This window comes from Microcoleus sp. w2-18bC1, assembly GCF_036700365.1.
GTDB lineage: Bacteria > Cyanobacteriota > Cyanobacteriia > Cyanobacteriales > Microcoleaceae > Microcoleus.
Map to the genome: position 1 here is coordinate 1 of NZ_JAUBOS010000028.1, position 25,977 is coordinate 25,977.

The window sequence follows — 25,977 nt, forward strand, 5'->3', positions numbered from 1 at the left end:
GTGCAATCGTTTGGGAGTTTATTGTTGCCAAATCTATCTTCCTTTACCTCTGCTTGAATATCTGCGGAATGTGGGCTGGAATATAGCATCGTCCCAATCGAAATTAACCGCTTGTCCGTTAACTTGAAAACCCCCATCCAGAATATAAAAACCCGCCGTCCCGTAAGCCAGCGTAAACAGCAAAGCCCCCAGCAAAACCCGAATTCCTTGAGCAATTGAAGGGCGATCTGATTTAGCTGTGAATGTCTGTCGCATCACCAACAACTGAAACAGCAGCACCCCTGAAAGCAAGCTTTCTTCAACATCCAATCCCTTGACTAAATGAATTACAATAGAAACGATTAACAATCCCACAGTCAGCAACCAAGCAATCCGCTTGCGCCGCAACAAATTAGTTGCCAAAGTTAGCAGCATAAATCCGATAACTGCTGCAAAAAAATGCCCGCCCGCACGCACGGGAAAAGGAAAAAACGGCTCCAACCAATTTCGGCGATCGGGTAAACTGGGAGTTACAGCAGACAGCAAGTTAATAACTCCTACCAATCCGGTTAAAAATGATGCAGTCCAGAGTCCAATCCTAGTTTTTTGGGGTAACACTGTTGACCTTTCTAATTTTTCTGTGTTGCCAGTGATATTTTAAACTGTTTTCCAACATAGCTCAAAGAATCGGCTAAATGCTTGTGCCAATAATTCCAACCGACATCTGGGCCAACAATCCCGTGTCCTCCCGGAAATTTGTTAAACTCGTTGGCTATACCCAAACTGTTTAATTGCTCGTGAAACTGTTGAGTGGAAATCAGATATTTTTCGTCTGCTTCCCCCGCATCCAAATAAGCGCGCAACTGCTGTTTATCTTTAACAGGGAGTTTTTCCACTAAATATTTAGGACTGTTAGCCTTGCCACTTTGATCTGTAAAATAACCACTGTGGCTGAACAGAATATTAAAATTCTTCAAGTAACGCAAACCGATATTAAAAGCTCCCCAACCCCCTGAAGATTGTCCTCCCATTGCCCAGAATTCGGGGTCTTCCAGCGTTCTGTAGCGCGATTTTACGATCGATACTAACTCGGAGCCGATCGCACTTCCCACCTTACCGTTGGGCCCGTCAAAATACTGCGGGTCCCACAAAGGACTCGTACCCCGCTTGTCGTTCCCGTCAGGAGTAATTACAATTGATGGCGGCAATCTTTTGCTTTTATATAAATCGTGAAGCACAGAAGTAACAGCGGCTTTGTCCTGATAAGCGCGCGCGTCTCCGTGCCCGCCGTGCAGCAAAAAAATGACTGGATAGCGCTGTTTGAGATTTTTTGCGTACCCCGGTGGCAAAATTAAACCGTAGGTGCGCTCTGAATTCATAGCTGCACTTTTATATGTTTTGAGTTCAAAATTTAAGTTGGCATCTACTACTACTTTCGGAGGGTCTAACTGAGGTGCCCCGGCAATAAAAACGTACCAGTATCCAGTCGCACCGAGGAGGATGATTGTACCCGTACCGATACCTAAAACTTTTCCCAGCCACTTAGGCATACTTTCAATCTCTCTTTTTGGTCAGCGATCGCAATCTGTACATTATATGCAAGTATATTGTAGAACTGTAGGTGAGGTCGATCGCACATTGTGCAGCTAAACTTCAACGGTCTCTGGAACCCGTTCCACAGTTAAACTGCAACGATGTTAAATTCTTCACTTTTTTAATCTAAAATGGTATGACTTATCAAAATCCCGCTCCTACAGTTGATATTATCATCGAATTAGCCGATCGCCCGCACCGCCCGATCGTACTCATCGAACGCCGCAATATTCCCTACGGCTGGGCACTTCCCGGCGGGTTTGTCGATTACGGGGAATCGGTAGAAACGGCAGCCAAACGCGAAGCTTTAGAAGAAACGAGCTTGAATGTAGAATTAATCGAGCAATTTTACGTTTACTCTGACCCCAATCGCGACACCCGCCAACACACTATTAGTATTGTATTCTTGGCTTCTGCAACGGGCGAACCTCAAGCCGCCGACGATGCTAAAAGTTTAAAAATTTTTGAATCTTGCCAGATTCCTCGTGAATTGTGTTTCGATCACGATCGCATTTTACGAGATTATTGGCGTTACCGTCATTATGGATTGCGGCCACGTTTGTAGGGTGAGGATTTGTTAACCGCCGATGCACGCGGATTAACGCAAATTGATTGCTATGATTTATCGGTGATTTATCTGTGTTAATCTGCGGTTAAATTCATTAAACTAAATTCTATGGCAAGCTTGACAATATTAGGTGGAGGTGCTTGGGGTTCGGCCTTGGCAAATCTGGGAGGCAAAAAAGGCGATCGAGTTAATTTGTGGTCGCGCAGCAGTTCTGTTAATCTAGACTCAGTTATAACGGGTGCGAATGTTGTTGTTTCGGCAGTTTCGATGAAAGGGGTGGGCGCAACAGTCGATCGACTTTTGGCGTTAGAGTTAAGTCCCAGTACAATTATAGTGACTGTCACCAAAGGTTTAGACCCTGCGAGCACACGCACTCCGTCTCAAATTTGGCAAAATGCTTTTCCTAACAATTCAATTGTGGTACTTTCCGGCCCCAATCTTTCCGAGGAAATTCAGCAGGGATTGCCGGCTGCAACGGTAGCGGCGAGTTCGGATTTAGCGGCGGCCAAACAAGTCCAAAATATTTACAGTTCCGATATTTTTCGGGTTTATGTGAATGAAGACCCGCTGGGGACTGAGTTAGGTGGAACTTTGAAAAATGTGTTTGCGATCGCCGCTGGTGTTTGTGACGGTTTACAATTAGGAACTAATGCTAAATCTGCTTTGCTGACTCGCGCTTTGCCAGAAATGATTCGGGTGGGAGCTCGTTTGGGAGCTCGCGCAGAAACTTTTTATGGTTTGTCTGGTTTGGGAGATTTGCTCGCTACTTGCAACAGTCCTTTATCGCGCAATTATCGGGTTGGTTTCGGATTGGCTGAAGGCAAATCTTTAGAGCAAATTTTGCACGAATTGCAGAGCACTGCTGAGGGAGTCAATACTACTAATGTGTTGATTGATTTGGCTAATCAACGCGGCATTGAAGTGCCTGTTTCTCGTCAAGTTTATCGCTTATTAAATGGTGAAATTACTGCTGAGCAAGCCGTTTTATCCTTGATGGAACGAGCTTTGAAACCGGAGATTTTATAACCTGTATCACTGGATAGGTAAGGACTTAAGCAACGCCTAAGCCCCTACCCGTAGCTGAAGTTTCAAGAAGTGGTGTCAGCAGTTGCTACTTATGAATTAAGAGTTGTAAGCGACATTGGTTGAGCGGTCAGATTGATGTTTTGAGCGCTCGGTAGAGAAAGAGTTTAAAGAATTGAAGATGAGTTGTGAATCCAAAACTCTTTAACTCATAGCTGCTACTTAACTCATAACTCATAACTTGCACAGCAAGTTACACCAGCTTTACATCTTGCCGTGCTGCATTACCTGTTGAAGGTGCTGGCGAATTTCCTGGGCGTGTTCCATGTCAGCTTGCTGCAATTTTTGAAACAGCTCAGCACAAGGCTGAGAACCGGTTTCTTGAGCATCTTTCATGTAAGTTTCGTAGGCTTTCAAAGCTTCCGACTTGTTTTGCAAAACTGTTAACAAATCATACTCGAGGTTGCTGATGACTGTACTACCGTTAGTGTTCATAAACTGACCTTCTGCTAGGATTTGTTCCAAGTTTGACCTATCCAGAGATGACTGTTCATCTATCTAGAAGGGTAGATAATTCTACTTTCCGCCGTAATAAAACGCAACTTCTTTATCTTTCAGCGGGGCGAAGTCAGCAGCAACAAGCATTTTATCGAGCTCGTTTTGAGGCAGATGTTTGACACCGATTCGGACAATGCGCGATCGCATGGTATTTGACACGCCACTGCGCTGTCTGCCGGCTTCTAATCCCATCACTTGCTTGTAGAGGTCTAATTTTGCTTGCGGAATCGGAGTACCGTCAAAGTCGATTCCAGAGGCGATCGCAACATCGATCGCATCTGCACCAGTTGTAGATTGAGCCGCTGAGTTTGTTTCTGAAGACATTGTGCTGTGTTATCAAAGTTTGCTGTGCAAGCATTTTATCAGAGAATCTGCTACATAAATTATTCAATCTAAAATCTAAAATCTAAAATCGATTGACTTCGCTCAAATCCACATTTCCGCCGCTAACAATCACGCCAATCCTCGCATTTTTAGCCTGCACAACACCTGACAACAAAGCCGCCGCTGCTAACACTCCCGTCGGTTCAACAACTATCTTCATGCGTTCCCACATAAAAAACATTGTCTGGCGAATTGCCTCTTCTGAAACTGTTGCCATATCATCAACGTAATGCAGCACCAAAGGAAAGGTTAATTTTCCCAAAGATGGCGTGCGCGCACCATCAGCAATCGTATCTGGGTTAGTAACAGTTTGTAGCGTTTTCGTGCGGAACGATCGCGTCGCATCGTCTGCTTGCTCCGGTTCTACTCCTATTACTTTACACTGCGGAGACAAAGTTTTTGCGGAGAGCGCGCATCCCGACAGCAAACCCCCGCCACCGCAGCAAACCAGCAGCAAATCCAACTCCCCAACTTCTGCGATTAATTCCAGTGCCGCCGTACCTTGTCCCGCAATTACCCACGGATGATCGTAAGGAGGAATAATTGTTAAGTGTCGTTCTGCGCCAATTTTAGCGGTTAAGTCTTCGCGGGAAACTTGAGTGCGATCGTACAAAATAATCTCTGCACCGTAGCCGCGAGTCGCCTCTTGCTTGACTTTTGGCGCATCTGCTGGCATGACAACAGTAGCAGGAATTTGTAACAACTGGGCCGCAAGGGCGATCGCCTGCGCGTGATTTCCCGAAGAAAAAGTTAGCACTCCCCGCTGTTTTTCGGCTTCAGATAGCTGCATCAAAGCATTGCAAGCACCCCGAAATTTAAACGAACCCGTGCGCTGAAAGTTCTCGCACTTGAAAAATACCTGAGAATTTGTGCGTTTGTTGAAAGTTTCCGAAGTCAGCACCGGCGTCTTGAAAGCTTTGCCCTGCAATCGATTTGCCGCCGCATCCACCTCGGCGAAACTGACTGGCAAGGAATTTTGGGCACTGAATGAGGCACTCATAGATTTTAGATTTGGGCGATCGAGGACTGTATTTGTAGGGTGGGCATTCCCCGCTTCACTCCTACCATTAAATTATAAATTTTTATTATATTTTGGAGGGCAAGAATTATTAGGTGTTGCGCTTAATGGTTAAAAAAATTGTTGACTAAAATCAAAATTATGACAATTTATTATCAAAAATTAAAGGGGAGTTTGTACTTGCAGAGGAAAGGGATTAATGAATACAAATTTAACCACCGCCCGATTAATTGTAGGGAAACGGCACGGCGCAGTGTCCTGATTTCGGGTAACGGGTAAAATAAACCGAATTGGATGGTGAAATTGCCCTCGCGAGTGCGATCGACTTCAACCATCGACACCAACGCAAAAGAAGACACGGCAATGCCATTTTTCTGCCCAAAAAAGAGCGACTAAATTGTTAAACAATTACAAAAAAAAGGACACAGTATTACTATGTCCTTACCTCTGTATTGTAGGGACACAGCATCGCTGTGTCCCTAACCGTACCGATATCCCGATTAGGATTCTTGCCGTTTAGAACAAGAACAATTCAGAATTACCGGTCGGTCCCAAATTGACATCGACAGTAGCAAACAAACTGTTACCACCAACCGTAGAACCGTTGCTATCGTAATACAGTTTAGTAGACAAACCGTCGTAGATAGCCATGATGGACGGCCCGGTTAAAGTTGCTTCAAACACAGTTACATCAGACACTGTGCTGCTGTAAGCGTAGAAACTCGAAGCCAAGGACACTCCGGTGGTAAAGCCTGCAAAGCCAGTGCTGTCGAGGTTAATTACATCATCAGCAATGCTGTAATTGGTAATTAAGTCGCCGCCGTCAGCAGTAGTTCCGCTGAACACAAACACATCTAAACCAGCACCGCCGTTGAGAACATTGGTTCCCACACCACCTATTAAAGTGTCATTCCCGATGCCGCCGTTGAGAGTATCGCTACCGCCACCGCCGAAGAGGCTGTCATTACCATCGTCGCCGGAAATGCTGTCGTTACCCAAACCGCCGTCGAAAATGTCCGCACCGCTGCCGCCGCTGAAGATGTCAGCAAACTCAGTACCAGTGACGCTGTTATCAGCCGCATCTCCGGTAAACAAGACAGGAGATGTGAAGTTGTAACCGCCAGCACCAGAACCGAAATTGTTAAAGGCGACGGGGAAAGTGTTTCCAGCAGCAGTTAAATCCGCAACGCTACCTGAGTTGGTAGTAGTACCACTGGCAGAAGGTGCGATCGTACCTGTAAATACAAAGTCCGCCGTTCCCAGATTGCTAGCAGCAGTACCCAGATTCGCAATCAAGGTAGAACCACCGGCTACGGTACCGTTCGAGTCAAAATACAACACCGTCTCGTTCGAGGCATTAGTAAATGCGAAGAAACCAGCACTTGTAGAATTGCCCAAGGCTTTAGCTTGTGCAGCTTCCAAAGAGGCATAACTGCCGCCTGTGAAAATCACGAACTCTTTGCCAGTAATGTCAGGAGTTGAACCGCTAACACCGTCAAAGTTAGTCGTAGTCAAATTGCCGAAAGCGCTCGCGCTAAACTCGAATTTGTCAGTTCCAGCAGTAAAGTCAGTAATCGTATCACCGCCTTCGCCTACTGCTTTGTAAACAAACAGATCCGCACCAGCACCGCCAGTCAGAACATCTGCACCAGAACCGCCGCTGAAGATGTCAGCAAACTCAGTACCAGTGACGCTGTTAGCACTGTCATTGCCGGTAAACAAGACAGGAGATGTGAAGTTGTAACCGCCAGCACCAGAACCGAAATTGTTAAAGGCGACGGGGAAAGTGTTTCCAGCAGCAGTTAAATCCGCAACGCTACCTGAGTTGGTAGTAGTACCACTGGCAGAAGGTGCGATCGTACCTGTAAATACAAAGTCCGCCGTTCCCAGATTGCTAGCAGCAGTACCCAGATTCGCAATCAAGGTAGAACCACCGGCTACGGTACCGTTCGAGTCAAAATACAACACCGTCTCGTTCGAGGCATTAGTAAATGCGAAGAAACCAGCACTTGTAGAATTGCCCAAGGCTTTAGCTTGTGCAGCTTCCAAAGAGGCATAACTGCCGCCTGTGAAAATCACGAACTCTTTGCCAGTAATGTCAGGAGTTGAACCGCTAACACCGTCAAAGTTAGTCGTAGTCAAATTGCCGAAAGCGCTCGCGCTAAACTCGAATTTGTCTACCCCAACAGTAAAGTCGGAAATTTTGTCGCCGCCTTCTTTAGTTGTCCTGTAAACAAACAGATCCGCACCACTGCCACCGCTTAGGACATCCAAACCGAGGCCGCCGGTGATGGTATCGTTGCCGTCGCCGCCGTTGATGGTATCGTTAAAATTGCTGCCGACAATGTTGTCATCGCCTGCTAAAGCATTGAAATTAACTGGGACCGGAAAAGTGCCGAAATTGAAATTGTCAGGGCCAGCAGTACCGACAGGAATATTTAGTGGCGGGCCCGTGAAGACAAAGTTATTGACTGTCAGGCGAACGTCCACCGAGAAACTGGCCACAAGTTCAAAGCGCGCCCCAACACCATATACCAGCACCAAACGGCCGGTATCGGCATCTATAAACTGACAGAAAATAGGCACGTCTCCGTTGCCGCCCAACTCTGTAAACCGCGCTTGCAAAGTCGTGATGCTGCGAACAGTGATATCCGCGGTGAAGTCGAGAAAATTAGCGCCGCCGATCGAGCCAACAGTAGAAGTAGCAGTAATGTCCACTTTGGTCAAGATAGAAGCGTTGAGACTAAAAGCTGCGTTAGAGAACTCTAAAACATCGTCATCGACATTAAAGTCAGTAATAAAGTCAGCGTCTACAACTGTTTGAATCTCTTGGCGGGAAGTGCGGTAAATAAAGCGATCCTTTCCATTACCCCCAATTAGAATATTGGTTCCTAGGCCGCCTTCGATCTCATCATCATCATCGCCGCCTTGAATTTTGTCGTTGCCCAAGCCTCCTTTTAGTGTGTTTTTGCCTTTACCACCGATGATATCGTCATCATCCTCGCCGCCGTCGATATCGTCATCATCATCGCCACCTTTAACTTTGTCGTTGCCTTTGCCTGCTTTTATTTTGTTTTTGCCTAGGCTAACTTCGATATCATCATCGTCATCGCCGCTGTCGATATCGTCATCGCCATCGCCGCCTTTAATTGTGTCCTTGCCTTTGCCGCCGATGATTTTGTCTTTGCCTTTGCCGGCTGTAATGTTATCGTCACCATCGCTTCCTTCGATGTCGTTATCCAGCGTCGCAGAACCGACAATAACTTGAGGTGCTGTAGTGCCACCAAACTTAAAGACATTTTGCTCGACATTCAAGCTAAAACGCTGGCCAGTGGCAGATCTTCTGCCGTTGCTAACTTCAAAACCAAAACTAAGCGCACCGATAAAACCTACTGCCGCTTTGAATTTTACCAAGCCTGCGTTAATGTCTGCTTGAGAGAAGGTAGAACCGACTTGTGCTGGGACTCCATTCAACAATAGTTGGCCGGTTGTAGAATCGGGCAGCTCGGTTAGCTTGTAGACTATGCCGCCAGGACCTTGCTCGTCATCGCCAAACCGCAACAACTCAGAAGTAATAGTTTGCTCGCCTCCGCTGGAACCAGCAGTCAAGGGCTGATTAGCTCCCACTTGCGGAGGGTTAAAAACCGGAGTGGGAGTTTGAGTCGGAGTGGGAGTTTGAGTTGGAGTTTGAGTGGGAGTTTGAGGATTAACTCCCAAAAAGTCGGCCGCAGTGATCAGCGTTGCATTGACATTCAACAATAGCGCCAAGGCGAAGTTATTGACCCGAATTTCGGTATTGACACCGATTTGTATAAATGTCAAGCTGCTAAAGTTCAAGTCGCCAAACAGCAGAAACTTGTCGCTGCCGTCCTCGAAGTCAGTGATGACTGCACTTGCCTCAGAGTTACTGTTACTCACGACATAAACGTCATCTCCAGCACCGCCGATACAGGTATGGTTGCCAGTACCGCCCATCAGCGTATCGTTGCCTTCGCCGCCCATCAGCGTATCGTCGCCGTCGCCGCCGCCGCTAACGCTGTCGTCGCCGTCGCCGCCGTCTGCCAGGTCATTGCCGTTGCCAGTCACGAGGGTATCGTTGCCAGCACCGCCCATCACGCTGTCGTCGCCGTCGCCGCCGCTAACGCTGTCGTCGCCGTCGTCGCCACTGCAAACGTCGCTGCCGCCACCGCCGATCACGGTATCGTTGCCGATGCCGCCGCTAACGCTGTCGTCGCCGTCGTCGCCACTGCAAACGTCGCTGCCTACACCGCCGCTAACGCTATCGTTGCCGTCGCCGCCGCTAACGTTGTCGTCGCCGTCGTCGCCACTGCAAACGTCGCTGCCTACACCGCCGCTAACGGTATCGTTATCTTTTCCGCCGTTAAGCGTATCGTTGCCTGTGCCGCCGCTAACGTTGTCCTTGCCTGTGTCGCCTCTGACGGCATCATTGCCTTCGCCGCCCTCACAATCGTCGTCGCCTTTGCCGCCATAGACGGTATCGTTGCCGGCGCCGCCGTCAAGCTTATCATCTCCTTCGTTGCCGTGGGCCCAGTCATCGCCGTCATCACCTTGGCAGATGTCGTCGCCGCTGCCGCCCATTACGGTATCGTTATCTTTACCACCGTTAAGGGTGTCCTTGCCTTTGCCGCCCATGACGGTATCGCTGCCGAGATCGCCTCTTACTTCATCGTCGTCATCGCCGCCCTCGCAATCGTCGTCATTTTTACCGCCGTAGATTTTATTTTTTTTGCCACGGTTTCCTTTGATTTTGTCCTTGCCTTTCTTGCCGTATATCTCTTCCTGCTCGCCGGTGGCGACAAGGAGGTCATCGTCATCGGTACCGACGACGGTTCGGCGGCGATCGATGCCGTTGTCATTTTCTAAGTCATCGTCATCGTCATCATTACCTCCGATGGTCTGGAAATCGTTGTCATCATCTAAGTCATCTAAGTCATCTAAGTCATCGTCATCTAAGTCACCGTCATCATCATCTAAGCCATCGTCATCGCCCACACCTGTTGTGGATGCGCCGTTAGACTGATTCAGAAATGTGGTAACGCCGTCGGTGTTTTCGGCGAGTGCTTGGTTAATTAAATCGTCTAACTCCTTATCGGAAAGTTTAGGGCTGTTGTTGCCTAAACCCTCGACAGGATTTTCTGTTTCATCTTTTTTAACTGGAAAAAGTGTTCCCTGTCCTTCTTCCAACGAAATTAGGTCGTCCATCGTTGATATTTCCCAAAAAATGGTAAGCTTCTTTGAATCAATTTATCAGCAAACAGGAGGCTGCAGAAGATTTTTTTTAACTTCATGCTTTCGCCTGCTAGAGGAGCTGGTTTCCTCATCTTTACTATTATAGATGCCACTTAAACGGCAAGGTTTTTTTCGCTGTGTTACGAGTTTTATATTCTGCAATTGCGTACCAAAATTAATTGATCCGCAACCTACACTGTAATTATTGCGCCGAAGCTCCGAGCATTTGAGATGTTCTCGGTATTTTCTACAGTAAGCTGCGCCGAAGGGCTCCTGATTGTAGATTTTCTACGTAATTTCTACAGTGAATTAGCTGAATTTAAACTCGCGACTGACAACTCCTAAATAACTCCCCAAAACCTGTATCCCCCAAATTTTACCCTTGCTTTTTTTCCGATCTAGGCTGGTGTATTGAACTTTGGTAACACTCCCAGCTTTGACAAATCCTTCCCTGACCTAGGATTTGAATCTCTTCACTAAACGACAGCACCCTCCTAATTTTAGTTCCCGATGATTAATTAGAAATTTAGATAATTCGCCCGGACAAATATTTGTTCTAATTTTTAGTTGCAGAATTTTCTCTCGATTCGAGGAAACCTCGCGAATTGAGAAAAAGTTTTTTTTTCGGCTCAACTAAGAGTTCTGCCAAAATATATCTATCTCAAGACAGGTTGCAAAATTTGCCAAAAAGTAATATAGGCGCAGAATTCGTTTTTGGTGACAGTTGCAAGCTTGATCGGCATTTTGAGCGAGAATGACCCACGGCGAGGCTGCGAAACCCAGTTGTTTTGTAAGCTTCGCTACCAAATCCAATAATTTTCCGAGAAACCGGCCTGATGAGGCGTAATCCTCTAGATGCCAAAAATGATGGTTGCTTGAGAGTACCGGAATAATTTGATTGCCATTGTATTGTTGAGAGTTCTTGGCTGCTGACGTTTATTTTTGCTGCTTAACTGTAACTAGATTAAGAGAGTTAAATTAAAAGTTTTCCATATCATAAAAGCGGTAAATTAGCAATAAGTTATGAGCAATTATCGATAGTCAACTATCAATTACCGATCGCCACTGAGGTCTTAAGGATGAGGGCGGGGGGCTTACGGATGAGAACCCAGGGCTGACCAATTAATTAATTGACACAAAATCAAGATTGCACATCGGGGGTTGGTGGTAGAGGATAAGCGGTAAAGACCGATCGACCGATCGCCAAAAAAAAAAAATACTCAACTTTCCCTGCGATATTGCCCTGAAACCGGTTGGCGAGAGCCGAAGTAATTTTAATAAGAACTAGAGATCCGCCTGGTAAAGTGCCTCCAATTTAACTTTACTCAGCAATGAGAAACTCAAGTTCACGACGAATCTAAAGGGGTCTGTGGTAGAGGTGCAAAATGTTAAAGATAGCAAGATTGGAGAAAATTCGGCTTTCACCGAGGCACAGGGCAATCAAAACTAATAAACTGTTATTAAAGTACAACTTTTATATCCTCAAAGTGTTTGAACAAATATATATGACCTCAGCGATCGCCCGATCGGGGGAAGCGCATTCAGAAACTTTGATTCAAAGAGTAAAAATTATTTTGCCGTTCGCTATTGCTAGCCGCAAAAACGCAGGCAAATTCAGAATTAAGGCGGGAGGGCGCTAAATCCGTGAGCCAGGAATTTCAACTCTCAGTCACTCCCGTTGGGGACGACGAATATCTAGTGCGGACAGAAAGGGTTGCACCCGGTGTACCCTTAGCCGAACAACAAGTCCGCTGGCCGATCAATGAATGGCTTGCACTATCTTCTCAACTGATGAACGACCCGCTGGTGGGCTTGCTCCAAGGAAAAGCAGTACAGGGAAGCAGTTTTGCGGGTCGCGGCCTCTCCCGTTCGGGAAACAACTCAGCGCCGAATTTAGTAGCCCTGGGGCAACAATTATACAGCGGGCTGTTTCAAGGAAACTTGCGCGATAGCTGGACTTGCGCTCAAGGCATCGCCCAGCACCGCCGAGAAGTGCTGCAACTGCGACTCGGACTCAAAGGCCGACGCTTGCCACGACTGCCGTGGGAAGTTCTGCACGCCGGCGATCGCCCTTTGGCAACCGGCACAGATGTCGTGTTTTCTCGCTACCAACCAGGTACAAGTTTGTTCAAACAAACCCGGATACTGCCTAGTGGCGGGCCACTAAAAATTTTAATGGCGATCGCATCTCCGAGCGATCGAGACAGCTTGCAGCTCAAGCGAGAAGTGCTCCATTTGCAGCAAGAACTCCAAAACCGCACCGGTCATCCTCTCAAAAACAGCCCCCATTGCCCGGAAATTCAACTGACTATTCTCGAACAGCCCGATCGAGAACAACTTACCCAAGCCCTAGAACAAGGACACTACCAAGTCCTGCACTACGCAGGCCATAGCAACTTAGGTTCCAGAGGTGGCGAACTCTACCTAGTCAGCAGCCGCACCGGCTTAACCGAAACCTTGAGTGGCGACGACTTAGCTGGATTGCTCGTGAACAACGGTATTCAGATGGCCGTCTTCAACTCCTGCCGCGGCGCCTACGGCGACCCCTCAGACCTCGCGGACGACAGCCCGGAACGGAACTTAACCGAAGCTCTAGTGAAGCGGGGCATTCCGGCAGTGCTAGCAATGGCAGAAAGCATCCCCGACGATGTAGCCCTAACTCTGACGCGGTTGTTTTACCGCAACCTTAATCAAGGTTATCCAGTCGATCTCAGCCTGAGCCGGGCCAGAGCTGGGCTAATTTCTGCCTACGGTTCTCACCAGCTATACTGGGCTTTGCCGATTCTCTACCAGCACCCGGACTTTGACGGCTATTTGACCGGCGCCCCAGCCCACAGTGCGACATCAGGTTCTATGGTGCACATAATCGCGCCGGGAACGCAACCGGTGCTCGCGGGTACTGAATGGAAGGCCCCATCTTCGGTTTCGGCGATCGCCCAATACCCCCCAATCCCAGCCAATCGATCGCATGAGTCAGACAATTCTGACGGCGAAGTCTGGGAATACTTTCCCGACCAATTAAAAGATCGCAGGGATTGGGTTCACCAGAAAGATCGAGCCGATGCTACTAATTCACCGAACTCACCGACGGCTTTGCCGTCCTCTATTCCTAATTCTGAGTGTTCAGTGATCCAAGCAACTCGCGCCGCAGCACCGACTCAGAAACCGTTAACAAAACCGGGATCGAAAAAATTTGTCACCCTAATGCTTTGCTTGTTATCCGTTGCTTTGAGTGCTGGCTTTTTTGGGTGGCGGTACTCGAACCAGCGAGGCCCGAAACCAGAAGAGTTACTGCCGGCGGTACGAACTCCCCTGTCGCAAAATTACCTGCAACAACGTCACTAAAAGCGATCGCCCACTGCAATGCTTAATTGAGACCCTCTTGGCCTGGCTCCAAACTGGGTGGGGTTTTTGCTGGCCATTCGCGATCGGCCGCCGCTGGCAAAGTGATCGCAAGTATACTGCTCGATCGAATCTCCGACTTACATTCATCAAGCCGGTTTTTACCGAAAATAAGTAGCAGCCCAACCAAGCATCGAGGAAGAAACCGAGTTTCTCGTCGAGAGAGTAAGTCCGGGACTGCTTGATATATAATTGTCAGTCGATTGTAGATTTTAGACTTCGGGTTGAGCCCTGAGTCGAACGATTTGAGATTTTAGATTTACTCCACAGATGAATCTGGAAGCTTGAACAAGACTCTAAAATTGTGATCTCTCCACCACACGAGTCGGTGGGTTGTATGGGTTTTTGAGCGGGCTGATTCGGCAGCAGGAGCATTCGTCATTCGGCACAAGACAATAAAAGCCAGAGTTGCCACAATAAAGAACGTCCTCACCGTCAGCGCGCTTGCTATATTTCACAATAATTAATTATGGAAGCGGCTGTGAGTTTGACCGACAGCATCCAGGATACCCGCCACGTGATTCATCCGTGCAGAAATAAAAAACCTGTATCCGATAAATGAGTCCCCCAATTTATCCGTGGCGTCAAGGCTTCAATTCTTTAATCTAAAATCTCAAATCTAAAATCGATTGACGCGCCCCTCCAGTTCGTGCATAAATTTTGAGAGTATGGCAGTTTACAGGCCACGACTCGAAACCAATACATTTCCATCGAAACTCCATGTCGGAACCGCTGCTAATTTGTAGTGCATCAAACATTTAAGCTGTTGTGCATTAAACTCGGTCTTTTTCAATTCCCCTGTGGAAATAACCTCAAATTCTCTGGCTTGGGGCCGGAGGGGGAAGATTTCGGCCAGTTCCCCCTAGAAATCTACTGATTCCTGGCGAAGTGTTAAGAGTCGCGAAGCAATCTCGCCCGATCAAAACTATTCCCCCTCTTAGTGGCTGCCCGATGTTTCTGCCGCCGCGCCTATTGAGTCGAGTTTTAGCTTAAACTTGTTCAACGAAGAGGTGAAATTTCCTTCAATTTTTACCGGATTGCCTTCCCCAGACTGCGTTCTGTGGAAGTTATATGCCCAACACCTTAATAGAAGATTGCTCGTTGGTATTTGGGGTTTTGAGGGGATTTCCAGCCAGAAAAATAGAATTTACAAGTAGCTGGCAGTGACATCGAGAACAAGTGCTGCCTCGTCTTGTTGAGGTAAAAGTTAACCCCGCGCTGGTAAATGCTTTCGGCAGATTTACAGTGGCTGCGTTCTAGGTATTTCCATTCATGGCTGTCTTATTTTGACCTTGACCGCAGACACAATCGGGGATTGGTGAATGCAGGGAACAGACTTTACTGTAAAAAAGTAAAACATTTAATTTGCGACAAAAATTCCCCGCGCGATCGCAAGAGAGCCTTACACAAGGATTTGGGCCGCGAGGAGCAAATTGATCGCCCTTCGAGCATCCTTACTTGCACCCCCGGTCTTGAGACCGCAGAAATTTCTCCAGAATCTTAATATTCAGAATTCTTAGTATTGACAGTGAAACAAAGTTAATCTAATGTGTTGTAATTGATATAAGTAAAGTCCAATAAGCGAGGTACGGTCAATGGCAGAAACAGCTACAGCACCCTTAACAGGAAAAGGTCTGCTTCAAAAAATCAAAGGCAGTGATTTGCCGCGCAGAGAACTTGCGAAGCTTTGCGGCTACTTCACAGTCAGCAAAAGTGGAGAAACCCGGATTAATCTGGCTGAGTTTTACGATGCAGTGTTAGCTGCTAAGGGCATTGAGCTAGAGAAGTCTAAAGCAGACGGACGCGGGCGAGAAGCGAGTTATCGAGCTAGCGTTCACAAGAATGGTTCGATCGTGATCGGAGCAAATTATACCCAAGAAATGGGATTAAAGCCGGGAGACGAGTTTGAAATTAAGCTCGGATACAAGCACATTCGCTTGATTCAGATCGATGTGGACAGACCGGATGTGGAATTGGATGATGAAGAGGAGGATACAGAAGAATAAAGGCGATTCCCTGCGGGATAGCTTCGCTTCACGCGATGCAGTCAGCCGATAGCAAGGCGACTGGATTAGGCATTCGCTATACGAGTATTTGCGCGCCACCCTTCGATTGAACTGATGAGCTGTCTTGACTATTTATATTTTCTCTTGTCTCGCAAAGACTACAGTGCCTCTGAACTTCGCAAAAAGGGGCAAGAGAAAGGTTTTGGCAATGAGGAAATATTGGAGGCGATCGCGCAAATTCAAGACCGCGGCTATCAGTCCGACACTCGCTTGGTGGCAAACTCGATCGCCTCTGGTGCAGGCAAATACGGGAAGTCGGCCATCAAGCGCAAGTGCCTGCAAAAAGGAATTACCAACGATTTGTTCGAGCAAGTCTGGGAAGAAGAAATTGCCGAAAATCAGGACTCCGAAGCAGAAAAACTGGCCGAATTAAAAGCCAAAGTCATGCGGAAATACAAGATAGATGCTTGGGGTAAAACCGATCCGAAAACCAAGGGCAAAGTCTTGAATTACCTGCAATACAGGGGATTTAATGCCTTTGAAATTTGGCGACAGTGGCAGGCGGAAGAAGAGGATGAGTAAATAGTAGGGCCAAGCAAATAGATGCGGTCCCGATAGGCAAGCACACCTACACTGCTGCCGACAGGGCTAAAGTGTAAGTCCTGAGTTTTTGTAACTTTATGTCAATCCTCAGCGTTGACTAACTAAGATTCGTACATCTGCCGGTGTCTGGCTAAAAGCTCGAGATATTTCTCGTTGATTTTGGCCAGCATCCATTTCTCTTGAAAAATGGCCGCGGATTCTGCTTTGACCGGATCTGCTTCTAGTGGCAAAATATCTTTTCTAGCTGCGTTTTGCTCTGCAACAGACTTCAGCTTTTGAGGGTTTTGCTGGTATTTTCGACCGCTTTTGTGGTTGGCGTAGCGACGCGATCGAGTATACCCCATCTGCAAGAACTTGCGGGCCATGTCGGCTCCCACAAAATCTTCGCGATCGAGATACTCTAAAAACATGGAGTAAATTTTGCTGCTGGACTCCCTGGCAATTTCAGGAGTCTTAAATCTCCAGAAAGGCAGAATTTCTCCTTTGTAGGGTTCAACCAACAGCACTCCCTGTTCTCCTTTGCCTACCCGATAAAGTTCCGGGTGCTGTCGAAAGTCGATGTTCTTAAAATCCGCATGGTAGTCAAACTGCTTCATCGGGCATTTTCTGTTGTATCTGGAACTATAGAAGCCCGAGGTTTACCTTCGTCTGGTTGGGTATAAACCCAGGCCCAAGCAATGAAGACAGCTTGAAAAGGCAGCCTCAACCAGTACAGTAATTGATTGTGGGGAATCCCTTCTATCGGAATGTTCTTGACGGCTTGATTGATATTAGCTGGAAACACGGCAATAAACAAGGCAATTAATCCCCACGCCGCCGCCCTGCTCACTGGAGGAACTAATAGCCCAATTCCGCCCAAAATCTCGAAAAAACCGCTGATATAAACCAAGGCTTCCGGGTAAGGAAGCTGGGGCGGCACAATTCTGATAAAAGGTGCGGGTACTGCAAAGTGCAGCACACCTACAATACTGATAGCTACTGCGAGAATAACTCGCCAAATTTCTTTTTGACTTTTCATGGGCAATGGGTAATTAATAATTGTTAAATTGCTGCGATAATGCTTGCCAAAATTTGCGATCTGCGATGGAGATGACAATAAAGCTGAGGCCCAAAAATTCCAGCTTTCCGGGTTTGTCTGCTCTTGGTGGTGGCTGTAACGATTTTATTTCGTAGAAAACCCAGGTTTCTGGGTAAATCCCAGACAAGTTTTCACAGCACCAAACTGGAGGAAGCGAGAACTGGAATCGAAGGCCTGGGCGTTGACTGCCAAAAACAGATAGCGCGCATTTTGATAACAAGATTTTAATGTCTAGTGCCCTGTTGCTGTCTCTATCTTCGGGTAGTGAAACATGATTTTTGTTCCGGCTTTGGCTTCATCAGCAGCCCAACCAGTGGGGGATTTTCTCGATCGACAAATGCACCACCGCTTAACATTAAATAAATCTTCGCCGCAATTGATGAGTGCGATTGCTGCTAAATTTGACCTAGCCTTCCAGGCGCTTCCCTACCCTACCCTACGGGAACCCCTACGGGGAACGGGAACCCTTGCGGGGAAAGAGATAGCTTTGCTACCGCCTACCTTGATGAGACTAATTAAGGCAAGTAATTTGTCAATAATTTTTATAATTATTTAATATTTGCGTTTTGAGAATTATTGGGAGAGGCAATTCGGGAATGCTCTGTAATTAAAATTACTATCTAAAGTTTGAATTTTGTCAACTTCCGACCGATGTTATAATGAATGAAATTATTGAATTTGCTAAAAAGTCGATCGTCCTAGCACATCCCCAACCATCCTGCTGGAATTGAAAATAGTCACCAACGGCAGGAACTTTTTACCCACCACATTATTCAAAAAGATTGAGCCTCCAAGCGCTGTGTCATTTTTATCTACACGCAATCAATCACCGACGACCATGAACACCTCAATAAACACCTCTAAATTTGGCATAAACCGGATGCTGCGACAATCGCTGTTGCTTGGCATCTTGTCAGCAGCAGCTTTAGCTAGCGGATGGGCGCCTGGTTTGTATGGACAATCTCCAAACCTTGTTTTCGGATCAGCAGCCCAAGCTCAAGATATTACCAGCGAGGAAATTACTAGCTACGCTCGTGCTGTGTTGGCAATAGAACCCAGACGGGTGGAAGCTTATAACGAAATTAAAAAAATGGCTGGGGGTTCGGTTCCCAGAGTAGTGTGCAACGAAACTCAGGAAATTAATAGGCTGTCTGGAAATTTTCGTGGCATTGCAGTGAATTATTGCCAACAAGCTAAAAAAGCTATCGAAACCTATGGTTTGACAGTTAGTCGCTTCAACCAGCTCACTTTGCTCCAGCAAGCTGATCCGGCAGTCAAACAGCGAATTCAAGCCGAGCTCCTGCGACTGCAACAAGCGGGCAATCAATAAGCTTGAGGATTTGAGTCTTTCTTCCTCTCCCGTTCTATTAGACTTCTCCATAAAAGCTTGTTCAGGGCAGGCAGGATGCCTAACCGCGAACTCCCCCCAACAATATATTGGAGATTTAAATTGTTCGAGTTCCTAGACGATAGGCAAAATTTTTTGAAAAAAAAGCGATCGCCTGCGATCAAGTGCTTGACAAAATAACATAAATTTGGTAATAAAGCCAGAACGGGAGCGGTCAGAGAGATGAATATTTTTCAACTGGCTGTAAATCGCAATGAGATATAGCGATCGCCAACACGATTAAGACGTTTTTAATTTCTGAAATATGAGCTCAAGAGTGGAACTTCAGTCTTCCTTATTCCTTTGGCTATAAAAAAGATATTCCTCAAAAACTAAATGTCAAGTGAATTGCTCTGAGGAATAGAATATAAAAATGCTAACTTTCACCAAACATTTGCCTGCAAATCCGGATGCTGTTGTCAGCTTTACTTTACCCATGACAGCGGACGATCGCACTCGCAGCCGCCACAGATTCGAGACAGAGACGGGGCAAAAGCTGCACCTGAATTTGCCCAGAGGTACAGTATTGCGCGATCGAGATTTATTGCAGTCGGAAGACGGTAGCTGTTTGGTACTGGTAAATGCAAAACCCGAACTGGTGCTGACAGTGCGGGCATCAAGTCCCCTGCTACTGATGCGGGCGGCTTATCATTTAGGAAACCGTCACGTAGCTTTAGAAATTGCCGATAATTATTTAAGACTTTCCCCCGACTCTGTGTTGCAGGGAATGCTAGAAAAAATGGGTTTGGAAGTAACAGAGGAAATTGTGCCGTTTCAGCCGGAAATGGGCGCTTATGGACACAGCCATTAGATTTTAGATTTTAGATTTTAGATTTTAGATTTACTCCCACCGATGAATCCGAGGGCTTATGACTAAATTGCTTTCGGCTATTGAAGAAGCAAGAAGTCAACAGTCAACAGTCAACAGTCAACAGTCAACAGTCAACAGTGAACAATCAACTTTTATCTTTGTTGCAGTTAGCTTTTGCACCTGTGGGAGCTTATAGTTATTCTGAGGGAATCGAAAGTCTGGTAGAAACCGGTGCGATCGACAGCGAGATTACTTTGAGGAATTGGTTAGAAAATTCGCTGCAATTCGGGGCTGTTCGAGTAGAAGCCGCGGTGGTGGTAAGGGCTTTGAGGGCGGCACAAATGGGGGATGTGACGGCTTTGAATTACTGGAATGCTTGGGCGACTGCTGCAAAGGAAACGGAAGAGTTGCGCTTGCAAAGTTGGCAAATGGGGCGGACTTTGGTCAGGTTGCTGCTGGATTTGCGTGAAGCGAAGCTATCCCGCAGGGAATCGCCCGTTGCTTCTAGGTTAACAACAAGTGTAAAAGATTTGGTGGAATTTGGTGGCAATCCGTGCAATTTTGCGATCGGCTTTGGCATTGCCGCCGCCAACTGGCAGATTGAGGAGGAAGCGGCCGTGTTAGGATATTTGTACAGTTGGGCTGCAAATTTGGCGAGTGCGGGCGTGAAACTGATTCCCCTCGGTCAAACAGCCGGTCAACAGTTACTGTTAGATTTGCAGTCTCAAATTAGCTGTACGGCGCAAGAAGTTTTAAAATTAGAAGATGATGAGCTTGGCAGTTGCAGTTGGGGATTAGGACTGGCTAGCATGGCGCACGAAACTCAGTACACTCGGTTGTTTCGCAGTTGAAAATCTAAAATCTAAAATCTAAAATCTAAAATCGCTATGGGTGCTTTTCGTGTAGGAATTGCTGGGCCGGTTGGTTCGGGGAAAACAGCTTTACTGGATGCTTTGTGCAAGTCACTGCGACAGCACTACCAGATTGCTGTAGTTACCAATGATATCTATACTCAGGAAGATGCCCAGTTTTTGGTTCGGAGTCAAGCTTTAGAGAGCGATCGAATTTTGGGCGTAGAAACGGGAGGCTGTCCCCACACAGCCATCCGCGAAGATGCTTCCATTAACTTAGTAGCTATAGAAGAGTTAGAACACAAATTCACTGATTTAGATTTAGTGTTTGTAGAAAGCGGCGGCGATAACTTGGCGGCAACTTTTAGCCCGGAGTTAGTAGATTTAACAATTTATGTAATTGATGTGGCTGCGGGCGATAAAATCCCACGAAAAGGCGGGCCAGGAATTACTAAATCTGATATGTTGGTCATTAATAAAACAGACCTCGCCCCTTTTGTGGGAGCAGATTTGGGAGTGATGGAACGGGATGCGAAAAAAATGCGGGGGGAGAAACCTTTTGTTTTTACTAACTTGAAGACAAAGGAAGGATTAGAATCAGTAGTTAACTTTGTTAAGTTGAATATTGGTGATAATTAGGGATTAAGCGCGCGATCGTCCATTCCCAATGCTAAAATTCCCAAAATTTTACCCAAATTGGTAAGCAAAGTTTCGGTTGTCTCAACAAAAACCGCTTGTCCTTCGAGTTTTAAGAATTTCCACCTATCTCCTGTAGTGACAGCCCCATAAATTGTGGTAATCTCATTACCTTCGCGCTGGTTGAAGATTTTAGCTGCTAGCATTTCAGCTATGCACTGTCCCAATCCCGAATTAATGTTTTCCTTTTTAGCCTCTACAATAGCAATGACTGGGGCTTTTACAATCAACAATTCTGGCGATCGACTTATCAAAAAATCACAATTCCCATTCAGCCCTCTTTCAGCATCTACAGTAAAATCAATGCCAGAAAATAAGCTCACGCGATGGTGCAAAAGTTTTCTCACTTCCATTAAAATCGGCGCGATAATCAGTTCCGAACGCGATTTTTCTGTATTGCTACCGAGAGCTACAGGCAGATTTTCTTGCAAAGTTTCTGTCAGTAATCTGCTATACTCTAACTCGGGGGCAGGAGTGAAGATTTCCACTATTTCAGAATAAGCTAAGTCAAAGGTTTTCAAAACTCTGTCTAAATTAAAGTCACTGTATGCCATTTGACTTTCTCCTTATTACAAATTCTCGTTAAGCGAAGCTATCCCGAAGGGAATCGCCTATTTACTTTAACACTCCCTACCGTACTACCAATTCCCTGACCAAATTAGCCAAACGTTCTGTACTGTCTGTCACCGCTAATTGAGCAGCAGCTTTAGACATTTTTTCCAAATATTCGGAATCTCTTAACAAATACAACACTTTGCTTTGCAACACATCTGCTGTCAGTTCGCATTGACGGAATACCACGGCGGCGCCGGCTTTAGCAAATACTTCCGCATTAAATCTTTGGTGGTCGTCAGCGGCGTGAGGAAAAGGAATTAAAATAGAAGGTACGCCCGTCACTGCTAATTCTGTCAGAGCACTCGCGCCCGATCGACTAATTGCTAAATTTGCTCGCTGCAACAAACTCGCCACATTGTCGTAAAATGGCATCGACAAATATTGCTCGTGTTTCAAACTCTCAGCATCCGGGTCATTATTTCCGGTGAGGTGAACTACCCAAGCACCGGCATCAAACCAAGCCGGAGCACACTCGCGCACTAACTTATTGACGGCGACAGCACCTTGAGAGCCGCCCATGACTAAAATTACAGGTACATTGTCAGGAATTGGCAAATTTAGAGGTTGGGGGGCGAGGAATTGCGATCGCACCGGTGTACCAGCAACAACGGTTTTGGCGCGGGGTAAATGCTGGGCTGCTGCTTCAAATCCGATCGCCACAGCAGTGCACAAAGGACTAAACCAGCGCGTCACCTTCCCCGGAATGGCATTAGATTCGTGGAGAATCACCGGCAAACCCAAAGAACGGGCCGCCAGAATTGCCGGTGCCGCGATGTAACCGCCAGTAGTAAACACTCCCTGAAAATTTCCCGCTTTGAGCAACTTCCGCACTTGAAGAATCGAACCGGCGAGTCCGCCCAAAATTCGCACAGTACCTAGTCCAAATCGCTGCTGAAAGCCTTCAACGGCGATCGTGTGGAGGGGGTAAAGGGATGAAACTAACTCGGTTTCCATGCGGTCTGGGACTCCTAGCCATTCGATCTGACAGTCGTTCAACTGACTAGCGGTGGCGATCGCGGGAAATAAATGTCCACCAGTGCCGCTAGCTGCAACTAACAAACGGAGGGGGGATTTTGTCAAGGTTTTTGTTTCTTTTACAAGTACAAGTTCCACAGGTCAATCGATTTTATATTTGAGGTTTTAGATTATTATGCTTATTATTCCGGCAGTTTCAGCTAATTTTCAATCAGCAATCTAAAATTAGATTGTAGATTGTGCCGTGTCCGTCCTTCCGTTGTCAGTTTTCGTTGCAGGCGAACAGTTGCCCGCGCCACGACTCCTGACAAATAACCAAATTATCACCTAATGCGTAATTTTTTGAATTTAGTGCCAAGTGTATCTCAGTATTTTTCCAGCCGTCGGAACGAAAAAGCCGATCCTCTTCGAGGGCTGCGCCAACGCGCGATCGTTTTTGGCTTTAACTGCGGGCAGTCGATCGCTCCAATGTTGTTATGTTTAACAGTGGCAAGTGCTGGCGTGCTGCATCCTAGTGCGGCAAGAGCGATCAGTGCGATCGCGGCGACTCCCCAAACGATCGCCCAAACCCCTGCAAATGCCCCTGCGCCACTCACAAAAGTGCTAACAGAAATTGACGCAGCGGCCAACCGGCGCGATGTCAAAGCAGTCATGGCATTTTACAGCCCGAATTTCACTCATTCTGACGGCTTAAACAGCCAAAGCATGGCCAAAGCTCTCACCGAACTCTGGGAGCGATATCCGAGTTTAAATTACCGCACCGAGATCAAATCTTGGAAAACCGAAGGTAGCGCGATTATTGCAGAAACCATAACTACAATTGCCGGCACTCAAAAAAAGGATGGCAGAGAATTAACTCTCAAAGCTACCATCCGTTCCCAACAGCGCTTTGAAAGTGAAAAAATAGTTAGTCAAGAGATTTTAGCAGAACAAACTCAGCTTACTTCTGGCCAAAGTCCTCCCACAATTCAAGTGAATTTGCCGGAGCAAGTTAAGGTGGGCGAAGAGTACCATTTTGATGCCATTGTGCGAGAGCCGATCGGCGATGATATTTTAATAGGGACTGTTTTGGAGGAACCCATTACCGAAAAAACCTTTTTTAATCCCTCAGAAGTTGAGCTGGAGTTGCTAAATTCCGGGGGAATTTTTAAAGTAGGTAAAGCTCCGGCTACGCCCCAAAATCGGTGGGTTTCAGCAGTTTTGATGCGACAAGGTGGAATTGCAACAGTTAGTGTGCGATTGCGGGTTGTCAAATAATAAAATAGGTGTTATGGGCATGGGGCATGGGGCATGGGTAATGGGTGATTGATGATTGGTGATTAGTAAGTGGTAAATGGTATAGCGGTTATTAGTCACACGAGGTACATATTTGAAGATAAAAAAAATCTCATTCAAGGAATTAAACATATAGCGGTTCTCAAGCGTGGTGAGGTATGCCCACGGAGGCCTATGCCCTATGCCCGTCGGGTACCTCATGTTACTGAGAAAGGCTATACCTCACTATAGCGAGAAAGGCTATAGCAAATAACAACTAACAAATAACCAAACTAACAAATAACCAATGACAGTCAACAGTCAACTAACAACTGACAAAAAATGATTTCTATCCAAAACCAAATTGTTTTCATTACAGGTGCGAGTAGCGGTATCGGAGCTGCCTGTGCCAAGATATTCGCCAAAGGTGGAGCCAAACTAATTTTAGCAGCCCGCCGTCTTGAAAAGCTCGATCTACTGGCAAACGAACTTGTAGAAACAAAATCGATTGCATCGGCGAACGAGATTTATTTGCTAGAATTGGACGTGCGCGATCGCACGCAAGTCGAATCGGCGATAACTGCGCTTCCCGATGCCTGGAAAAGCATCGATATTCTGATTAACAATGCGGGATTGAGCCGTGGTTTAGACAAACTGCACGAAGGCAACTTCCAAGATTGGGAAGAAATGATTGATACCAATGTTAAAGGCTTGCTTTACATGACTCGCGCGATCGTGCCGGGAATGGTAAGCCGAGACCGCGGCCACGTAGTGAATATCGGCTCAATAGCAGGCCGCCAAGCTTATCCGAAAGGTAATGTTTATTGCGCTTCCAAAGCAGCAGTGAGAGCTATTTCTGAAGGGTTGAAACAAGACCTTTTGGGAACACCTGTCCGAGTGACGGAAATAGAGCCCGGTTTGGTGGAAACAGAATTTAGCAATGTCCGGTTTCACGGCGATGCAGAAAAAGCAAAAAATGTCTATCAAGGATTGACACCGCTGACTGCTGACGATGTAGCCGATGTCGTGTATTTTTGCACGACGCGATCGCCCCACGTCAATATTAGCGAAATCTTGCTAGTTCCGACAGACCAAGCGAGTGCAACTCTGGTTCACCGAAAAGAGTTGTGAGTTTTAGTGGTAAGTGTCCGGATGGGGCTGGAATTCTCAGGAAGCTTAATTGGTAGATGCACCCTGATTAATTAACTCCCGACCAATTTTGGCCGGTTTTTTTTTGCGATCGCACCTTTAGCCACACATTCTCCAAAATTCTGCCAAACTGTCCTGAAACAGGTGCTGCCTTACCGGAGACTAAATTAGTAGATGCACCCTGATTAAATAAATCCCGACCAATTTTGGTCGGGTTTTTTTTTGGCGATCGCCCGCCCTCGCCAGAAATTCTTCCAAATTCTGCCAAACTGTCCTGAAAGAGGTGCTGTGAGGCGGGAGATTAAATTAGTAGATGCACCCTGATTAATTAACTCCCGACCAATTTTGGTTTGGGGTTTTTTTTGCGGTATCGACGGTGATGCTGAATAAAATTTGAGGTTGTCCGGATGGGGCTGGAATTCTCAGGAAGCTTAATTGGTAGATGCACCCTGATTAATTAACTCCCGACCAATTCTGGTTTGGGGTTTTTTTTTTCGGTATCGACGGTGATGCTGAATAAAGTTTGAAGTTGTCCGGATGGCGCTGGAATTCTCAGGAAGCTTAATTGGTAGATGCACCCTGATTAATTAACTCCCGACCAATTTTGGCCGGGTTTTTTTTTGGCGATCGCACCCCAAACCACAAATTTTCCCAAATTTTCGCAAACAGTCCGGAACAGGTGCACCTCGAACCGGAGACTAAATTAGTAGATGCACCCTGATTAATTAACTCCCGACCAATTTTGGCCGGGTTTTTTTTTCGTATTGCAGCCAAAAC

25 protein-coding genes are annotated in these 25,977 nt (G+C 46.6%); 13 read left to right on the forward strand and 12 right to left on the reverse strand.

Annotated elements, in window-relative coordinates; genetic code table 11:
- Nucleotides 1-33: 33 nt before the first annotated feature.
- Together QT979_RS16080 and QT979_RS16085 are read right to left on the reverse strand one after the other, a co-directional pair.
- A complete protein-coding gene (locus tag QT979_RS16080; RefSeq protein ID WP_333310997.1) occupies nucleotides 34-597 on the reverse strand; it encodes a hypothetical protein in 564 nt (187 codons plus the stop codon).
- Between the two features lie 11 nt (nucleotides 598-608).
- The gene (locus QT979_RS16085) at nucleotides 609-1,529 is read right to left on the reverse strand and encodes an alpha/beta hydrolase-fold protein (protein ID WP_333216570.1); all 921 of its coding nucleotides are present in this window, start codon (nucleotides 1,527-1,529) and stop codon (nucleotides 609-611) included.
- Between the two features lie 179 nt (nucleotides 1,530-1,708).
- On the opposite strand from QT979_RS16085, the gene QT979_RS16090 reads away from it, so the two are divergent.
- Together QT979_RS16090 and QT979_RS16095 are read left to right on the forward strand one after the other, a co-directional pair.
- On the forward strand, nucleotides 1,709-2,137 hold the full coding sequence (locus QT979_RS16090) for an NUDIX hydrolase (RefSeq protein ID WP_333216572.1): 429 nt from the start codon (nucleotides 1,709-1,711) through the stop codon (nucleotides 2,135-2,137).
- Nucleotides 2,138-2,248: 111 nt separating this feature from the next.
- A complete protein-coding gene (locus QT979_RS16095) occupies nucleotides 2,249-3,166 on the forward strand; it encodes an NAD(P)H-dependent glycerol-3-phosphate dehydrogenase (RefSeq protein ID WP_333216574.1) in 918 nt (305 codons plus the stop codon).
- A gap of 261 nt (nucleotides 3,167-3,427) precedes the next feature.
- Here QT979_RS16095 and QT979_RS16100 read toward each other — a convergent pair whose 3' ends face one another.
- From QT979_RS16100 to QT979_RS16115, 4 genes are all read right to left on the reverse strand, one after another.
- The gene (locus QT979_RS16100; RefSeq protein WP_333216575.1) at nucleotides 3,428-3,658 is read right to left on the reverse strand and encodes a hypothetical protein; all 231 of its coding nucleotides are present in this window, start codon (nucleotides 3,656-3,658) and stop codon (nucleotides 3,428-3,430) included.
- An 81-nt stretch (nucleotides 3,659-3,739) separates the two neighbouring features.
- Nucleotides 3,740-4,045 carry a small RNA NsiR4-regulated ssr1528 family protein gene (locus QT979_RS16105; RefSeq protein WP_006635311.1) on the reverse strand — a complete coding sequence of 102 codons (306 nt, stop codon included), beginning with the start codon at nucleotides 4,043-4,045 and terminating at the stop codon, nucleotides 3,740-3,742.
- A gap of 82 nt (nucleotides 4,046-4,127) precedes the next feature.
- The gene (locus QT979_RS16110; RefSeq protein ID WP_333216577.1) at nucleotides 4,128-5,105 is read right to left on the reverse strand and encodes a threo-3-hydroxy-L-aspartate ammonia-lyase; all 978 of its coding nucleotides are present in this window, start codon (nucleotides 5,103-5,105) and stop codon (nucleotides 4,128-4,130) included.
- 534 nt (nucleotides 5,106-5,639) lie between these two features.
- Nucleotides 5,640-10,346, reverse strand: coding sequence for a cadherin-like domain-containing protein (locus QT979_RS16115; protein ID WP_333311000.1), 4,707 nt, complete (start codon nucleotides 10,344-10,346; stop codon nucleotides 5,640-5,642).
- A gap of 1,412 nt (nucleotides 10,347-11,758) precedes the next feature.
- On the opposite strand from QT979_RS16115, the gene QT979_RS16120 reads away from it, so the two are divergent.
- The 4 genes from QT979_RS16120 to QT979_RS16135 all read left to right on the forward strand — a co-directional run bounded on the left by QT979_RS16120 (nucleotide 11,759) and on the right by QT979_RS16135 (nucleotide 16,363).
- Nucleotides 11,759-12,013 (forward strand): hypothetical protein, encoded by a 255-nt coding sequence (locus QT979_RS16120; RefSeq protein ID WP_333214334.1) that lies wholly within the window; start codon nucleotides 11,759-11,761, stop codon nucleotides 12,011-12,013.
- Nucleotides 12,014-12,017: 4 nt separating this feature from the next.
- Nucleotides 12,018-13,718 carry a CHAT domain-containing protein gene (locus QT979_RS16125; RefSeq protein WP_333214336.1) on the forward strand — a complete coding sequence of 567 codons (1,701 nt, stop codon included), beginning with the start codon at nucleotides 12,018-12,020 and terminating at the stop codon, nucleotides 13,716-13,718.
- 1,652 nt (nucleotides 13,719-15,370) lie between these two features.
- A complete protein-coding gene (locus QT979_RS16130; protein WP_015177612.1) occupies nucleotides 15,371-15,781 on the forward strand; it encodes an AbrB family transcriptional regulator in 411 nt (136 codons plus the stop codon).
- A gap of 114 nt (nucleotides 15,782-15,895) precedes the next feature.
- Nucleotides 15,896-16,363, forward strand: a complete 468-nt coding sequence (locus QT979_RS16135) for a regulatory protein RecX (protein WP_333311003.1) — start codon at nucleotides 15,896-15,898, stop codon at nucleotides 16,361-16,363.
- A gap of 122 nt (nucleotides 16,364-16,485) precedes the next feature.
- On the opposite strand, the gene QT979_RS16140 is transcribed toward QT979_RS16135, so the two are convergent.
- Both QT979_RS16140 and QT979_RS16145 read right to left on the reverse strand, forming a co-directional pair.
- Complete coding sequence (locus QT979_RS16140; protein ID WP_333311005.1) at nucleotides 16,486-16,980, reverse strand: DUF4385 domain-containing protein; 495 nt, start codon at nucleotides 16,978-16,980, stop codon at nucleotides 16,486-16,488.
- On the reverse strand, nucleotides 16,977-17,402 hold the full coding sequence (locus tag QT979_RS16145; protein ID WP_333311006.1) for a DoxX family protein: 426 nt from the start codon (nucleotides 17,400-17,402) through the stop codon (nucleotides 16,977-16,979). Before QT979_RS16145 ends, QT979_RS16140 begins: the two co-directional genes overlap by 4 nt.
- Before the next feature lie 331 nt (nucleotides 17,403-17,733).
- Here QT979_RS16145 and QT979_RS16150 point away from each other — a divergent pair, with 331 nt between their 5' ends.
- From QT979_RS16150 to ureG, 5 genes are all read left to right on the forward strand, one after another.
- The gene (locus QT979_RS16150; RefSeq protein WP_333311008.1) at nucleotides 17,734-18,018 is read left to right on the forward strand and encodes a hypothetical protein; all 285 of its coding nucleotides are present in this window, start codon (nucleotides 17,734-17,736) and stop codon (nucleotides 18,016-18,018) included.
- Between the two features lie 282 nt (nucleotides 18,019-18,300).
- Nucleotides 18,301-18,792, forward strand: coding sequence for a DUF4168 domain-containing protein (locus tag QT979_RS16155; protein ID WP_333214347.1), 492 nt, complete (start codon nucleotides 18,301-18,303; stop codon nucleotides 18,790-18,792).
- Between the two features lie 430 nt (nucleotides 18,793-19,222).
- Entirely contained in the window at nucleotides 19,223-19,660 is a 438-nt protein-coding gene (ureE, locus tag QT979_RS16160; protein WP_333214349.1) for an urease accessory protein UreE, read from the forward strand.
- Nucleotides 19,661-19,797: 137 nt separating this feature from the next.
- Entirely contained in the window at nucleotides 19,798-20,511 is a 714-nt protein-coding gene (locus tag QT979_RS16165; RefSeq protein WP_333214379.1) for an urease accessory protein UreF, read from the forward strand.
- A 36-nt stretch (nucleotides 20,512-20,547) separates the two neighbouring features.
- Nucleotides 20,548-21,150, forward strand: a complete 603-nt coding sequence (gene ureG, locus QT979_RS16170) for an urease accessory protein UreG (RefSeq protein ID WP_333214351.1) — start codon at nucleotides 20,548-20,550, stop codon at nucleotides 21,148-21,150.
- Here the strand turns inward: ureG and QT979_RS16175 are convergent.
- Both QT979_RS16175 and murG read right to left on the reverse strand, forming a co-directional pair.
- The gene (locus QT979_RS16175) at nucleotides 21,147-21,761 is read right to left on the reverse strand and encodes a hypothetical protein (RefSeq protein WP_333214353.1); all 615 of its coding nucleotides are present in this window, start codon (nucleotides 21,759-21,761) and stop codon (nucleotides 21,147-21,149) included. The two genes, ureG and QT979_RS16175, sit on opposite strands and share 4 nt — an antisense overlap.
- Nucleotides 21,762-21,837: 76 nt before the next feature.
- Nucleotides 21,838-22,935, reverse strand: a complete 1,098-nt coding sequence (gene murG, locus QT979_RS16180; protein ID WP_445304791.1) for an undecaprenyldiphospho-muramoylpentapeptide beta-N-acetylglucosaminyltransferase — start codon at nucleotides 22,933-22,935, stop codon at nucleotides 21,838-21,840.
- Between the two features lie 192 nt (nucleotides 22,936-23,127).
- Here murG and QT979_RS16185 point away from each other — a divergent pair, with 192 nt between their 5' ends.
- Together QT979_RS16185 and QT979_RS16190 are read left to right on the forward strand one after the other, a co-directional pair.
- Complete coding sequence (locus QT979_RS16185; protein ID WP_333214354.1) at nucleotides 23,128-24,054, forward strand: nuclear transport factor 2 family protein; 927 nt, start codon at nucleotides 23,128-23,130, stop codon at nucleotides 24,052-24,054.
- A 339-nt stretch (nucleotides 24,055-24,393) separates the two neighbouring features.
- Nucleotides 24,394-25,182: an SDR family oxidoreductase gene (locus QT979_RS16190; RefSeq protein ID WP_333214356.1), complete on the forward strand. Its 789-nt coding sequence runs from the start codon at nucleotides 24,394-24,396 to the stop codon at nucleotides 25,180-25,182.
- Between the two features lie 67 nt (nucleotides 25,183-25,249).
- On the opposite strand, the gene QT979_RS16195 is transcribed toward QT979_RS16190, so the two are convergent.
- Both QT979_RS16195 and QT979_RS16200 read right to left on the reverse strand, forming a co-directional pair.
- Nucleotides 25,250-25,468, reverse strand: coding sequence for a hypothetical protein (locus tag QT979_RS16195; protein ID WP_333214357.1), 219 nt, complete (start codon nucleotides 25,466-25,468; stop codon nucleotides 25,250-25,252).
- Between the two features lie 293 nt (nucleotides 25,469-25,761).
- A partial coding sequence (locus QT979_RS16200) for a hypothetical protein (protein WP_333311011.1) occupies nucleotides 25,762-25,977 on the reverse strand: 216 nt, incomplete at its 5' end.